The 13,395-nt window shown below is 65.4% G+C and carries 14 protein-coding genes; 13 read left to right on the plus strand and 1 reads right to left on the minus strand.

Annotation, left to right across the window (positions count from 1 at the left end; genetic code table 11):
* Positions 1 to 102 precede the first annotated feature (102 nt).
* The 11 genes from glmS to OLW90_RS02065 all read left to right on the plus strand — a co-directional run bounded on the left by glmS (position 103) and on the right by OLW90_RS02065 (position 11,135).
* Positions 103 to 1,965, plus strand: a complete 1,863-nt coding sequence (gene glmS / locus OLW90_RS02015; protein WP_319650829.1) for a glutamine--fructose-6-phosphate transaminase (isomerizing) — start codon at positions 103 to 105, stop codon at positions 1,963 to 1,965.
* A gap of 158 nt (positions 1,966 to 2,123) precedes the next feature.
* The gene (gene alr / locus OLW90_RS02020; protein ID WP_319651805.1) at positions 2,124 to 3,251 is read left to right on the plus strand and encodes an alanine racemase; all 1,128 of its coding nucleotides are present in this window, start codon (positions 2,124 to 2,126) and stop codon (positions 3,249 to 3,251) included.
* Positions 3,248 to 3,748 (plus strand): tRNA (adenosine(37)-N6)-threonylcarbamoyltransferase complex ATPase subunit type 1 TsaE, encoded by a 501-nt coding sequence (gene tsaE, locus OLW90_RS02025; RefSeq protein WP_319650834.1) that lies wholly within the window; start codon positions 3,248 to 3,250, stop codon positions 3,746 to 3,748. Before alr ends, tsaE begins: the two co-directional genes overlap by 4 nt.
* Positions 3,749 to 3,822: 74 nt before the next feature.
* Positions 3,823 to 4,443, plus strand: a complete 621-nt coding sequence (locus tag OLW90_RS02030; RefSeq protein WP_319650835.1) for a vitamin K epoxide reductase family protein — start codon at positions 3,823 to 3,825, stop codon at positions 4,441 to 4,443.
* A gap of 216 nt (positions 4,444 to 4,659) precedes the next feature.
* Positions 4,660 to 5,514, plus strand: coding sequence for an iron uptake transporter permease EfeU (gene efeU, locus OLW90_RS02035; RefSeq protein WP_319650837.1), 855 nt, complete (start codon positions 4,660 to 4,662; stop codon positions 5,512 to 5,514).
* 17 nt (positions 5,515 to 5,531) lie between these two features.
* Entirely contained in the window at positions 5,532 to 6,710 is a 1,179-nt protein-coding gene (gene efeO / locus OLW90_RS02040; protein ID WP_319650842.1) for an iron uptake system protein EfeO, read from the plus strand.
* Positions 6,710 to 7,927 carry an iron uptake transporter deferrochelatase/peroxidase subunit gene (gene efeB / locus OLW90_RS02045; RefSeq protein WP_319650845.1) on the plus strand — a complete coding sequence of 406 codons (1,218 nt, stop codon included), beginning with the start codon at positions 6,710 to 6,712 and terminating at the stop codon, positions 7,925 to 7,927. The genes efeO and efeB overlap by 1 nt, the downstream gene beginning before the upstream one ends.
* A gap of 24 nt (positions 7,928 to 7,951) precedes the next feature.
* A complete protein-coding gene (tsaB, locus tag OLW90_RS02050) occupies positions 7,952 to 8,638 on the plus strand; it encodes a tRNA (adenosine(37)-N6)-threonylcarbamoyltransferase complex dimerization subunit type 1 TsaB (RefSeq protein ID WP_319650853.1) in 687 nt (228 codons plus the stop codon).
* The gene (gene rimI, locus OLW90_RS02055; RefSeq protein ID WP_319650855.1) at positions 8,617 to 9,084 is read left to right on the plus strand and encodes a ribosomal protein S18-alanine N-acetyltransferase; all 468 of its coding nucleotides are present in this window, start codon (positions 8,617 to 8,619) and stop codon (positions 9,082 to 9,084) included. Before tsaB ends, rimI begins: the two co-directional genes overlap by 22 nt.
* Positions 9,081 to 10,124 (plus strand): tRNA (adenosine(37)-N6)-threonylcarbamoyltransferase complex transferase subunit TsaD, encoded by a 1,044-nt coding sequence (gene tsaD / locus OLW90_RS02060; protein ID WP_319650857.1) that lies wholly within the window; start codon positions 9,081 to 9,083, stop codon positions 10,122 to 10,124. Before rimI ends, tsaD begins: the two co-directional genes overlap by 4 nt.
* Before the next feature lie 39 nt (positions 10,125 to 10,163).
* Positions 10,164 to 11,135: an ABC transporter ATP-binding protein gene (locus tag OLW90_RS02065; RefSeq protein WP_319650861.1), complete on the plus strand. Its 972-nt coding sequence runs from the start codon at positions 10,164 to 10,166 to the stop codon at positions 11,133 to 11,135.
* A 506-nt stretch (positions 11,136 to 11,641) separates the two neighbouring features.
* On the opposite strand, the gene OLW90_RS02070 is transcribed toward OLW90_RS02065, so the two are convergent.
* Positions 11,642 to 11,944 carry a hypothetical protein gene (locus tag OLW90_RS02070; protein ID WP_319650863.1) on the minus strand — a complete coding sequence of 101 codons (303 nt, stop codon included), beginning with the start codon at positions 11,942 to 11,944 and terminating at the stop codon, positions 11,642 to 11,644.
* Between OLW90_RS02070 and OLW90_RS02075 the strand changes: the two genes are divergently transcribed.
* Together OLW90_RS02075 and OLW90_RS02080 are read left to right on the plus strand one after the other, a co-directional pair.
* Positions 11,943 to 12,641, plus strand: coding sequence for an ABC transporter permease (locus OLW90_RS02075; protein WP_319650866.1), 699 nt, complete (start codon positions 11,943 to 11,945; stop codon positions 12,639 to 12,641). The two genes, OLW90_RS02070 and OLW90_RS02075, sit on opposite strands and share 2 nt — an antisense overlap.
* Before the next feature lie 123 nt (positions 12,642 to 12,764).
* Entirely contained in the window at positions 12,765 to 13,145 is a 381-nt protein-coding gene (locus OLW90_RS02080) for a hypothetical protein (RefSeq protein WP_319650870.1), read from the plus strand.
* The last annotated feature ends 250 nt before the right edge of the window (positions 13,146 to 13,395 follow it).

Below are 13,395 nucleotides of genomic sequence, written 5' to 3' on the forward strand. Positions count from 1 at the left end.
AATCCTGCTGCGTGCGGGAGGGGCGGCGTCGATAAGCGGGCGATGAACTGCGCAAACGGGGGGTTATGGTGCCTGGTTGATCCGTACACTATCCTGGCGGCTATGTGTGGAATTGTAGGATACGTCGGTAACCGCCAGGGCCTGGGTGTGGCCCTCGATGCGCTGCGCCGCATGGAATATCGGGGTTATGATTCGGCGGGTATCGCCGTGGTGGATTCCGGCGAGCTGAACTTTGCCAAGCGCGCCGGGAAGCTGGCCAACCTCGAAGATAAGATCGCGGAGATCGGTGAGTCCAGCATGGCGGGCACCACGGCCATCGGGCACACTCGGTGGGCCACGCACGGTCGCCCCACGGACGAAAACGCGCACCCGCACCTTTCTTATGACGGCAAGGTGGCTATTGTCCACAACGGGATTATTGAGAACTTTGCCCCGCTGCGCCAGGAGATTGAGGCGCGGGGAATTGAGATGGCCTCGGAAACGGATTCGGAGACCGCCGCGCACCTCATCGCCCTGGCCTATAACGAGGGCGATACGGCGGGCGATATTCGTGCCAGCGCACTGAAGGTGCTGCGCCGCCTGGAGGGTGCGTTTACCCTGCTGGTGCTGCATGCGGATCACCCGGATCAGATTATTGCCGCTCGTCGCTCCACCCCGCTGATCGTGGGCGTGGGCGAGGGGGAGATGTTCCTGGGCTCCGATGTGGCGGCCTTTATCGAGTACACCAAGAATGCGGTGGAACTCAATCAGGATAACGTGGTGGTGATTACCAAGGACGATTATGAGATTTTGAACTTTGATGGTTCACAGGCTCAGGGGCGTCCTTTTACCATTGATTGGGATTTGGAGGCTGCGGAAAAGGGCGGTTATAGCTCCTTCATGATGAAGGAGATTCACGAGCAGCCCGCCGCCGTGCGCGATACCCTGGCCGGGCACTTCCGGGACGGGCGCATCGTGCTCGATGAGCAGAATCTCTCCGATGAGGATCTGCGCGCCGTGGATCAGATCTTTGTGGTAGCCTGCGGCTCCGCCTATCACTCCGGCCTGCTGGCCAAGTACGCCATCGAGCACTGGGTGCGTATCCCGGTGCAGATCGAGGTGGCCAGCGAGTTCCGTTACCGCGATCCGGTGCTCGGCGCGCGCACGCTGGTGGTGGCCGTCTCCCAGTCCGGGGAGACGGCGGACACCCTGGAGGCGGTGCGCTATGCCAAGGCCCAGGGGGCCAAGGTGCTGGCGGTGTGCAACACCAATGGCTCGCAGATTCCGCGCGAGTCGGACGCCGTGCTGTACACCCACGCCGGCCCGGAGATCGGCGTGGCCTCCACCAAGGCCTTCCTGGCGCAGGTGGCGGCCAATTACATCGTGGGCCTGGCGCTGGCGCAAGCCAAAGGCACCAAGTACCCGGATGAGATCAAGGAGATCTGGGAGGCTTTGGAGTCGATCCCGGCCAAGGTGGAAACCCTGCTGCCCGCTGCGGAACAGTGCCGCAGCATCGCCAGCACGCTGGGGGCCATTCCCACGATGCTCTTCCTCGGGCGCGGTGTGGGCTTCCCGGTGGCGTTGGAGGGCGCGCTCAAGCTCAAGGAGCTGGCCTATATTCACGCCGAGGGCTTCCCGGCGGGCGAACTCAAGCACGGTCCCATTGCCCTGATCGAGGACGATCTTCCGGTGGTGGTCGTGGTGCCCAGCCCCCGAGGCGTGAAGTTGCTGCACTCCAAGGTGGTGTCCAATATCCAGGAGATTCGCGCGCGCGGGGCCAAGACCATCGTGATCGCGGAGGAGGGCGATACCGCCGTGGAGCCCTTTGCCAACTGGCTCATTCGCCTGCCGGAGGCCTCCACCCTCATGCAGCCGCTGCTGGCCACGGTTCCCCTGCAATTCCTGGCGGCCTATATCGCCCAGGAGTGCGGTAACGAGGACATTGATAAGCCGCGTAACCTCGCCAAGTCCGTGACCGTGGAGTAATACGCGGAGTTGAGGCAGGCGGGGAGTGGGCGCGCGGCTGGGAAAGGAGTGGCCGGGGAAAGGATCGGCTGGGTGGAGGCGAGGTGAAGGCGGGTGGGGCGTCGATAAGCCCCCGCGCAGCCGAGCCCGTGCGGTACGAGGTGGCACAATGGGGCTTCATGGACCTGCTCACCGCCCGCATTGATCTGGGGGCCATTGCGCATAACACCCGCGAGATGGCGCGCCGGGTGGCCCCCGCCCGGCTCATGGCCGTGGTCAAGGCCGATGGTTATAACCACGGAGCCGTGGAGGTGGCGCGCACCGCGCTGCGCCACGGCGCGAGGGAACTCGGCGTGGCCACCCTGGACGAGGCGTTGCACCTGCGCGAGCAGGGAATTGTTGCCCCGATCACGGCGTGGCTGTGGTCGCCGGAGCAGGACATCGCAGAGCCTTTGCGCCAAGGCGTGCGCCTGGCGGTGACCTCCCCGGTGCATGCGAGGGCGCTCATTCACGTTGCCCAGGCTCTCCCACGGCGGGGGGCCGCGATGCCCCCGTGCGAGGTCACGGTCAAGGTGGAAACGGGTATGCACCGCAGCGGCGTGGACCCCCGGGATTGGGCGGAGGTTTTTGATTTGCTGGCGGCCTGCCCCGCCGTGCGCGTCACGGGTTTGATGAGTCACCTCTCCTGCGCCGATGAGCCGGATAACCCGGCCACGGACGCGCAGGCCGCGCAGTTTGGCCGCGCCATCGCCTGCGCTCGGGAACGCGGCCTGGAGGTGCCCGTTAATCACCTGTGCAATTCCCCCGGTGCGCTCACCCGTCCGGATCTGCACCATGAGATGGTGCGCGTGGGGGTGGCCCTCTACGGCCTGGAGCCGGTGCCGGGCCGGGAGCACGGGCTCATGCCCGCGATGACCTGGCAGGCTAGCGTGCTGCTGGTCAAGCCGGTGCGCGCGGGTGAGGCTACCTCCTATGGCCTGACGTGGAGCGCGCCGAGCGATGGCTTCTTGGCGGTGATACCTGCCGGATACGCGGACGGATTGCCGCGCGCGGCGCAGGGCCATCTGGAGGTGACCATCAGGGGGCACCGATACCCGCAGGTGGGGCGCGTGTGCATGGATCAGTGTCTGGTGTGGCTGGGGGAGAACCCACGGGGAATCGCTCCGGGCGATGAGGCGATTCTCTTTGGCCAGGGCGGCATGAGCGCCACGGAGTTGGCGCAGCGCAGCGGCACGATCAATTACGAGGTGGTGTGCGCCCCCCGGCGACGCACCCGCAGGCAATACGTGGAGGAGACGGCGGAATGAGGGAGAGTTTTCCCCAGCAGGGCTCGCGGCGGTGCGAGTTCTTGGAGGATACCCAGGGCCTTGGCGCGGAGTTAGGCGCAGCGCTGGAGGCCGGGGACGTGGTGCTTCTCGACGGCCCCCTGGGCGCGGGCAAGACCGCGCTGACCCAGGGGATCGCGCGGGGCATGGGAGTGCGCGGCCGGGTGACCTCCCCGACGTTCATCATCGCCAGGGAACACCGCCACCCGGAAGGCGGCCCCACGCTCATTCACGTGGACGCCTATCGCCTCCTGGGAGAGGGGGGAGAGAACGCCGCCGATCCGGTGGGCGCCCTGGACTCGCTGGATCTGGACTCCGCCTTGGCGGAGGCCGTGGTGGTGGCGGAATGGGGCGGTGGCCTGGTGGAGCAGATCGCCGGGGAGTACCTCTTTGTGCACGTGGATCGCACCACCGCGGTAGCGGAGGACCCGGACTCTGAGGCCAGGATCATATCGTGGCAACTTCGGGCCGGGGCATGAGGGGAGCCTAGTATGGGAGGGGATGAAAAGCGCACGCGCTGCGCACGGCCGGAAGTACATTAAGGGACGGGAAAATGGTGGACGCGCAGGCAAGCACCACGGCAGAGGAGAACCGGGGTGCGGCCCCCTCGGTGGGGTGGGGGTGGTTGTTTGTCCTGGGCGGGATCATCGGCATCGTGCTGTCCGGGATCATCATGGTGGAAAAGATGAAGTTGGCGGAGGATCCCTCCTACACCACCACCTGCGATCTCAGCGCGGTGGTGTCCTGCGGCAACGTCATGCGCTCGGTGCAGGCGGCGGCCTTTGGGATTCCCAACCCCCTGATCGGCCTGGTGGGCTTTGGCATGGTGGCCCTCATCGGGGCGGCGGTGGCGGCCGGGGGGCGTTTTGCCGGGTGGTTTTGGTTTGGTGCCCAGGCGGGAATGACCTTTGCCCTGGTATTTGTGCACTGGCTGTTTTTCCAGGCGGTGTACGTGATTAATGCCCTGTGTCCCTACTGCATGGGGGTGTGGGCGGTGGTAATCGTGCTCTTCGTGTACGTCACGGCCTTTAACCTGCGCACCTATGGCGATTCCGGGCAGGGCGCGGGCTCGGCGGCGATCCGCGCGTGGGACCGCTGGAAGTTCCTCATCGCGGCGGCGTGGATCGCGGTGATCGGGGTGGCGATCCTGGTGGAGTTCTGGTCGTACTTCTAAGGAGATAGCGCGTCCCCGGCGGGTGGAGGGGTTGCCCGCCGGGATTATTGCGCGGCTGTGAAAAATAACTCACTCGGGGGTGAATAGTGGGGTTATCCCATTGACCCTTCAGGCAAGCCAAGGCTAATTTTCGGGGTGGAGAGGGAATGTCGTTCCCCCTCGTCACCTGGTCATCTGGGGTCCGTTACCTGGGCCTGGAAGGGGCGGAATGGGATCGTGTTTCTTGCCAATTTTTTGATCGCCCTGCGCGAGGGGGTGGAGGCCTGCCTCATCGTGGGAATCCTGGTGGCGAGCCTGGTGAAGATGAACCGCCGGGACATGCTGCCGCACCTGTGGCTGGGGGTGGGCCTGGCCGCCGTGGTGCCCCTGGTGGCGGGAGCGGCGATGACGTGGGGGCCGTACACGCTCACGTTCCAGGCCCAGGAGATCGTGGGCGGGGTTTTATCTCTGGTGGCCGCGGCCATGATTACCTGGATGATCCTGTGGATGTCGCAGCACGCGGGGCACCTCAGCGCGGATTTGCGCGCCCAGACGGCCACCGCCGTGGAGAACTCCTCGGCCTGGGCGCTCGTGTGGCTCGCCGCGCTGAGCGTGGGCCGCGAGGGGCTGGAAACGGCGGTATTCGTGTGGGCCACGGTGCGCGCCACGGCCGATGGCGGGTTGTGGCAGCCCACGCTGGGCGTGGTCTCCGGGCTCGCGGTGGCGGTGGTGATCGGTTGGTTGATCTATCGCGGCACCGCGCGGATTAACCTGGGCAGATTCTTCACCGTCACCGGCTATCTCCTGGTCCTCGTGGCGGCGGGCATTGTGTCCTATGGCCTGGGCGATCTCCAGGAGGCCGGGGTGATCCCGGGCTGGGGCGTGAGCGCCTATGACCTCTCCGGTTATTTCGATGGGCATATCCCCGGTGTGCACCCTGGCGCGTGGTGGTTCGTGCTGGCGGAAGCCATGTTCAACGTGAATCTCGCGCCCACGGTGGTGCAGGTGGTGGGGTGGGTGTCCTACCTCCTGGTGGTGCTGCCGCTGTTGTGGCGGCAGCGGCGCCGTACCCAGAAGCGGTATCAAAAGTAAAGAGAGGGCTTAAAGCCATGAAGTTTGCTCGTATTGTTCCCGTCCTTGTGCCCGCCGTGGCGCTGAGCGCCTGCGTGGCGAATAACCCCGAGGGGGCGTCGGAAGCCCAGGGCGCGGGTGATCCCATCGAGGTACGCATCACCGACGATACGTGCGAGGTATCTTCCGCCGAGGTTCCCTCCGGGCGGGTGACCTTCCACCTGAAGAACGAGGGCACGGTGCGCAATGAGTTCGAGATCCTCGCGGAGGATCGTCTGCGCATCGTGGGCGAGCGGGAGAACCTGGGTCCCGGCACCACCACGGATTACACGGTGCTGCTGGAACCGGGAAGCTACGTCACCGCCTGCAAGAAGAACATGGTGGGCGCGCTCGTGGACGCGAGGGACTTCACCGTCACCCAGGGCGAGGAGGTGGAGGTCTCCGCCGATGAGCGGGAGCTTATCGACGCCGCCGTGACCAACTACACCGCATACGTGCGCGATCAGGTGGGCCAACTGCTCGCCGCCACCGAGGACTTTGCCGATCTCTATCGCAACGGCGATGAGCAGGCCGCGCGGGCCGCCTATGCCCCCAGCCGCATGTTCTTCGAGCGGATCGAGCCCACCGCCGAGGCCTTTGGTGACCTCGATCCCGCCCTGGACGAGCGCGAGGCGGATTACCAGGCCTCCGAGGAGGCCGACACCCGCCCGTGGACGGGTTGGCACCGCATTGAAAAGGATCTGTGGCGGCCCGAGGGCACCCCGGCGGCCGGCACGGAGGAGCGCACTGACCTGGCCAAGCAATTGGTGGACGATACGCAGGAACTCTATGACCTGGTGTATTCCGCTGACTTCTCGGTGAGCATCGCGGATATTTCCAACGGTGCCATCGGCCTACTGGAGGAGGTGGCCACCACTAAGATCACCGGCGAGGAGGAAGCCTTTAGCCACACCGATCTCTACGATTTCCAGGGCAACCTGGAGGGCGCGAGGGTGGCCTACGGCACGGTGGAGGCGCTGGCCAAGCGTAACGATGAGGAATTGGCCAAGACCATTACCTCCCGCTTCGAGGCCCTGCAAGAAGCCCTGAACAAGCACCGGGAGGGCGAGGGTTTTGTGTCCTACGATTCCCTGGACGATAAGGCCCGCCGCGAACTCTCCGATCGCGTGGACGCGCTGCGTGTGCCCCTGGCCACGCTCACCGAGGCGATCGTGTAATGACCACGCGGATTAGCCGCCGGGCCATGCTCCTTGGCACCGGCGTGAGCGCGGGCACCGCCCTGGGCGGATTTGCCCTGGGCCGGGGAACGGCTCCCGAGGGTGCTGCCGCCGGGGAGACGGTGGAGTTCCGCGGGGAACACCAATCCGGGATCATCACGCCCGCGCAGCAGCAGATGCTGATGGTGGCCTTTGATATGGTGGCCGCGCGCCGGGAGGACCTGGTGGCGCTGCTGGAAAAGTGGACCCTGGCGGCGGAGCGAATGCAGGCGGGGGAGCCGGTGAACGCGCCCAAGGCCCGTGATGATGTTCCCCCGGACGATACCGGCGAGGCGATGGGCCTGGGTGCCGCCCGGTTGAGCATCACCTTTGGCTTTGGGGCCAGTCTTTTTAGGGACGAGTTCGGCCTGAGCGAGCGCTGCCCGGAGGCCCTGCGCCGGGGGATTCCGCGCATGGCTGCGGAGAAGATCGACGAAGAGCGCTCGCACGGCGATCTGGTCATTCAGATCTGCGCGGAGGACCCAATGGTGGTGCTGCACGCCATGCACCAGTTCAAGCGCCTGGCCTTTGGCACGGCGTCGGTGCGCTGGATGCAGGTGGGTTATGGCCGCACGGCCTCCACCTCCACGGAGCAGGAAACCCCGCGCAACCTCTTTGGCTTCAAGGACGGCACCGCCAATATCAAGGCTGAGGAGCCCGCAGCGGAGTTGAACAAGCACCTGTGGATTCAGCCCAAGGACGAGGCCGGGGATTGGGCCGCCGGTGGCACCTACCTGTGCATGCGCAAGATCCACATGATGATGGAGGTGTGGGACGAACTGGTCCTGTCCGAGCAGCAGCGGATCATCGGGCGGGAGAAGGTGCAGGGCGCGCCGATGTCCGGCGGCGGGGAGTTTACCGCGCCGGACTTTGGGGATAGCCGCATTGATGCGCACTCGCACCTCTCCACGGTGCACCCCGATCACAACCAGGGGGCGCGCATGCTGCGCCGGGGCTATAACTACACCGAGGGGCTAACGGAACTGGGCCGCTTGCAGGCGGGGCTATTCTTCATCGCCTACGTGCGCGATCCCGGCACCCACTTCATTCCGGTGCTCTCCCGCATGGCCGATGATCTGCTCACGGAGTACTTGCAGCACATCGCCACGGGGCTGTACCTGATCCCGCCGGGCATCCGGGAGGGGGAGTCCTACGTGGGGCAGCGTCTGCTGGGCTAGGAACCTGGGGTTATCCTGGTGAGCGTGTTAGTTCTTGCCATTGATACCGCCACGGCGGACCTCGTGACGGGCATTGTGGATACCGCCACGGGAGACGCGGTGGCGGAACGCATTGTGCGCGGAACCCGCTCCCATAACGAGCTCTTGGTGCCCACGATTCGGCAGATGCTGCGCGAGCAGGGACTGAGCCTGGTGGATATTCAGGCGATGGTGGTGGGCTGCGGCCCCGGCCCCTTTACCGGTTTGCGGGTGGGCATGGTGACCGCGGAGTCCCTGGGACATTCCCTGGGCCTGCCGGTGCACGGGGTGTGCTCCCTGGACGCCATCGGGTACCAACTCCGCGAGTACCCCGTGGCCCTGGTGACCACGGACGCGCGGCGGCGCGAGGTCTATTGGGCCACGTACCGCCACGGCGAGCGGGGGGAGGGGCCGGATGTGGTGGCCCCGGCGTCGTTAAGCCCCCGCGAGGCGCCGCTGCACCTGAGCGTGCCGGAGCACCTGGTGGAAAAACTCCCCGCGAGCCTGGCCGATATTCCGCGCAGCCACCTCGGCCCCACGCCTGCCTCCCTGGTGGCGGTGGCGGACATGGATTCCACCCCGGAGCCGCTGCGCCCCCTCTACCTGCGCCGTCCCGACGCCGCCGAGCCCAAGCCGGTGCCGCGTTCTCCCGCGATCCCGGAGGTGAACAAATGGTGGGGCTGCGGAGGCTAACCACGGCGGACGCCGCGCGCTGCGCGGAATTGGAGCAGGTGCTGTTTCCGGGGGATAGCCCCTGGCCACGGCAGGCCTTTGAAAAGGAGATCGCGCACCCCTCGTCCTTTTATGTGGGGGCGCAGGACGGCGATCTGTTGGTGGGCTACGCGGGCCTGGTGGTGCTGGGGCCCAGCGATAGCCCGGAGTGCGAGGTCTACACGATCGGCGTGGACCCCGCCTACCAGGGCCGGGGGCTGGGCCGGGAGTTGCTGGAACAACTCCTGCACACCGCCGACCTCCTGGAGGCCCCGGTATTCCTGGAGGTGCGCACGGATAACGCCCCGGCGATAGGCCTTTACGAGAGCAAGGGATTCACCATCACCGGCACCCGCCGCAACTACTACCAGCCCTCCGGGGCCGATGCGTACACCATGATGCGCGAGGCTACTGTTAAACCATCATGATTATCCTTGGGATTGAAAGTTCCTGCGATGAAACCGGCGTGGGCATCGTGCGGCTGCACGAGGACGGCCGCGTGGAGGAGATGGCCAACGTGGTGGCCTCCTCGATGGAGCAGCACGCGCGCTTCGGCGGGGTAGTACCGGAGATTGCCTCCCGCGCGCACCTGGAGGCGATGGTGCCGGTCATGCGCGAGGCCCTGGCTCAGGCGGGCATCGAGAGTGCCGACGCCGTGGCCGCCACCGTGGGACCCGGCCTGGCCGGGGCGCTGCTGGTGGGGGCCTCGGCGGCCAAGGGCTACGCCGCCGGGTGGGACGTGCCCTTCTACGGCGTGAATCACCTGGGCGGACACGTGGCCGTGGCAAACTTGGAGGGCGATCCGCTGCCGCACTCCGTGGCGCTGCTGGTATCCGGCGGGCACACTCAATTGCTTGAGGTGGAGGCCGTGGGCAAACCCATGCGGGAGCTGGGCTCCACGCTTGACGACGCCGCCGGCGAGGCCTACGACAAGGTTTCCCGCCTGCTGGGGCTGGGATACCCCGGCGGCCCGGTGATTGATCGCCTGGCCAGCTGGGGCAACCCGGCGGCCATCGCCTTCCCGCGCGGACTGACCAAGCGGGTGGATGAGGAACGCGGGCACCGGCACAACTTCTCCTTCTCCGGGCTCAAGACCTCCGTGGCGCGCTACGTGGAGGCCGCCGAGCGCGAGGGGAGGGTGATCTCCGTGGAGGACGTCTGTGCCTCCTTCCAGGAAGCCGTGTGCGACGTGCTCACCATGAAGGCCGTGCGCGCCTGCCGGGATACCGGCGCGGGGGTGCTGCTGCTGGGTGGCGGGGTGGCCGCTAACTCGCGCCTGCGGGAACTGGCGCAGGAGCGCTGCGCGGCGGAGGGGATAGAACTGCGCGTGCCCAGCTCCGCCCTGTGCACGGACAATGGGCTGATGATTGCGACGGTGGCCGCGCAACTTATCTACGAGGGCGCACAGCCCTCCGGGTTGGACGCGGGTACCGATCCCTCCCTGGAGGTGGAGATTCCGCTAGTGTAGCCCTTGATTGTGAGAGGTGGATCACTATATGGTTCCTCTATGGGCTCTCATTCCGTATTGCGCGTTGATTCCTTGACCAGGGATTTCTCTGATGGGGCGCGCCGGGTTCTGGATGGGGTGAGTTTTACCGTTGCGGCCGGGGAGATCGTTGGCTTGCTCGGCCCCAATGGCGCGGGGAAAACCACCACCGTGCGGGTGTGCTCCACGCTGCTTAAACCGACGTCGGGAACCGTGGAGGTATGCGGCATCGATGCCGTTCGATTCCCGCGACGGGCGCGCCGCCACATCGGTGTGGTGCTGGGCGGGGAACGCGGCTTTTACCTGCGGGCCACGGCGCGGGATAATCTGCTCTTCTTTGCCGATATTCTGGGCGTTCCCGGCGCTCGGCGCAGGCAGCGGGTGGATTGGGCGCTGGATATGGTGGGGCTGAAAGATAGGCAGCGCGATCTCGTGGAAAACTATTCCAGGGGAATGCGGCAGCGCCTGCACATTGCGCGGGGTCTGCTGAATGAGCCGGATCTGCTTCTCCTCGATGAGCCCACCAATGGCGTTGATCCCGATGTAGCCGAGGGGATCATCGCCCTTATTGATTCCCTCGCCCATGAACACGGCACGGCGATTCTGCTCACCACACACCTGCTCGGGGAGATGGAAAAACTGGCGGATCGTATTCACGTCTTGCTCGATGGCACCCTGGGCGTTTCGGGCTCCGTGCGGGAAATAGCGCAGGCCGCCGGGGTACAAAGCATCTCCACCTTTAGCCTGAACGCGGGGGTAGGGGAGCGGCGGTGCCTCCGCCTGCGGGAAAACCTGGAGACGATGGATAGCGTGCTTCAAGCTCGTTTCCGCAGGGTAGACGCCCGCTTTCTCTTCTCCGTCTCATGGGCGGATGCGGCCTCGGAAGATCACCTGGCGGGGACTGCCCGGGCGCAGGGCCTTGATCTGGATGATATGGTCACCCGCCCGCCGAGCTTGGAAGAGGGGTATTTGGCTCTGGTGAGGCAGCGATGATGGCTATGGCGCGGGCGCTTCTTTTTCATCTTCGTCTTTTTGCCCGGACCTCGTATTTTGTGCAATTGGCGGTCACCTCTACCCTGTCCATTTACGCCCTGCAATCCCTGGGGGCGCGGTATGCGGGCGGCGCGGAGGATGACATATGGTTGCGCTCCGCGCTGGTGGGGGTATGGACGGTGAGCACGGTTTCCGCGGGGATCATTGGCTTTCAGCGCTTTCAGGGAACGCTGGCCTACCTACTATTGGGGCCCGGCCATCCGATGAAGGCGATCCTCCCCCTGGTGGCGGCTAGTTCCACCTTTGGCCTGGTGTCTTTCCCGCTGGCTTGGATATGTGCTCTCATTGCTGGCTCCGGGGTGACATATCCCAGCGGCGCGGTGGCGCTTGGCGTTATGGTGTATTGGATTTCCTGCGTGTCGGTGAGCCTGGTTATTGCTCCCCTCTTTGTGCTTACCCCGCACGCCATTACCTATGAGCCGCTGCTCAATATCCCCGTGGTGCTTTTAAGCGGGATTCTTGGATACGGTGCGGTTTCCGGCGAATTTGCCCATGCGGGCAAGATAATTCCCATCTTTTGGGCCGCCCGGGCGGTGCTGCATGGATACCGCCGCCGTGCCAATAGCCTGCGTGGTGGCGGCGGTATGGGGAGCGGGAGCCATGTTGTTGCTCCGCTTCATGGTCCACCGGGCTACCGTGCGCGCTTCCCTGGAGGTGGTGGGGTAAATGGAGTGGAGAGAATCTCCTGTGGCCGTGGCATTGCGGGTAGCGCGCGTGAGCGCTCCTTCCATGCGAAGCGCCGGAACCATGCTCACCACCCTGGCCTTTGTTCCGCTCCTGGAGGTGGCGCTCTTGGTGACGGTGGCGCGCTCCTTTGCGGTGCCGGAGGCGGCCACGGTGGCTTACGCGGGCTTTATCGTCTCCGCCCTGGCCCTGGTGGTGGCCCAGGTGGTGGGGGCCGTGGTGCGCGATCGCGGCATAGGGGTGCTGGAGGAGACTTTGGCGGTATCTCCTTGGTCGGCGGTGTATTGGGGTGGGAAACTCCTGTTCCCGGCGGCCACGGCTCTGGTTACCTCCGCGCTGGGCTGCGTGGTGGTGTGGGCGGTGGAACCTGCCCATAACGCGGATCTACTAGGAATGGCGCTGCTGGGGATCCTGATGGCTGTCCTCGTGGGGTGCTGCGTGGGATTGGGGTGCTCGGTAGCGGCCGTGGCGGGCCGCGATCCTTTCTTCGCGGCCAACGTGCTCACCGCGCTGCTTCCAGTCACGGCTGGGGTGATCGCCCCGCTATCTGCTTACCCGGCTTGGTTGCAGCCGGTTAGTGCGGTGCTTCCGGGAACGTGGTTGGTGCACTGGCTGCGGGAATCTGGTGCCGGACAATTCAGTGGCTGGCCGTTGCTCCTTGAGGGGCTGATCACCGCCGCGTGGGCCTGCGGTGGAGTGGTGGGGCTGCGTATGGCGTGGGGGCGTATGCGCTCGGGCAGCGGTAGCGCTGAGGTGCTGTGATCTTTGTTGGCGTGCGGTGGAGGCCGGGCACGGTCATGCCTTTGGTGCACGGGAAGTAAACGGTAAATGAAATTTTGGTGGAAACTCTGGTGCGGGTAACGCACAGCCTTTAATCTCACAAGCGTGACGCAAGGAATCCTCATCACCCCGCACTTCACCCTCCGCGACGTGACGGTGGACACCCACCAACTCCGGCCGTCGGAGGCCATTCCCGTGGCCTTTGGTGATTCCCTCGATTACCTGGGCTATCCCGTGGAGGACGATGGCACGCCTAACCCGGCGGCCTCCCTGGCGCGTAATCAGAAAGCCACCGGCAACCCGGCCTTTTTTGCCGACCCCACCTCGGCGGTGCGGGGAGACGTGGTGTGCGTGCGCGCCGATGGCGCAGACCTTACGGGAGAGGATCGCGCCGCCGCCGAGGAAACCGTGCGGGCAGCAAAGGTGTACTGCGAGGACTACCCGGAGGAGTATGCGCTTTGGCACAGCGCGGCGGGGTGGAGGTGAGAATATGGCGGAAGAATACATCGGAGGAATCCCGCAAGAACTCTGGGACGAGGGGGAACTGCAATCGGGGCCTTATGCTTGGTGCCTTGAGGTTTTGACTGAGGAACAGTTCCGAGAGATAGCGGAGCGTGCCCGGAGGGAGGGGCGTAGCTTTGATCGGATGCTTGACGAGGTGGCGAGGGGATTACCTGGAAGATAACTAACCCTGCGGTGCTTGCCCGCTACCAGTATTTTCCCTTACGATAATTCT

This window comes from Corynebacterium sp. 21KM1197, from assembly GCF_033783015.1.
GTDB lineage: Bacteria > Actinomycetota > Actinomycetes > Mycobacteriales > Mycobacteriaceae > Corynebacterium.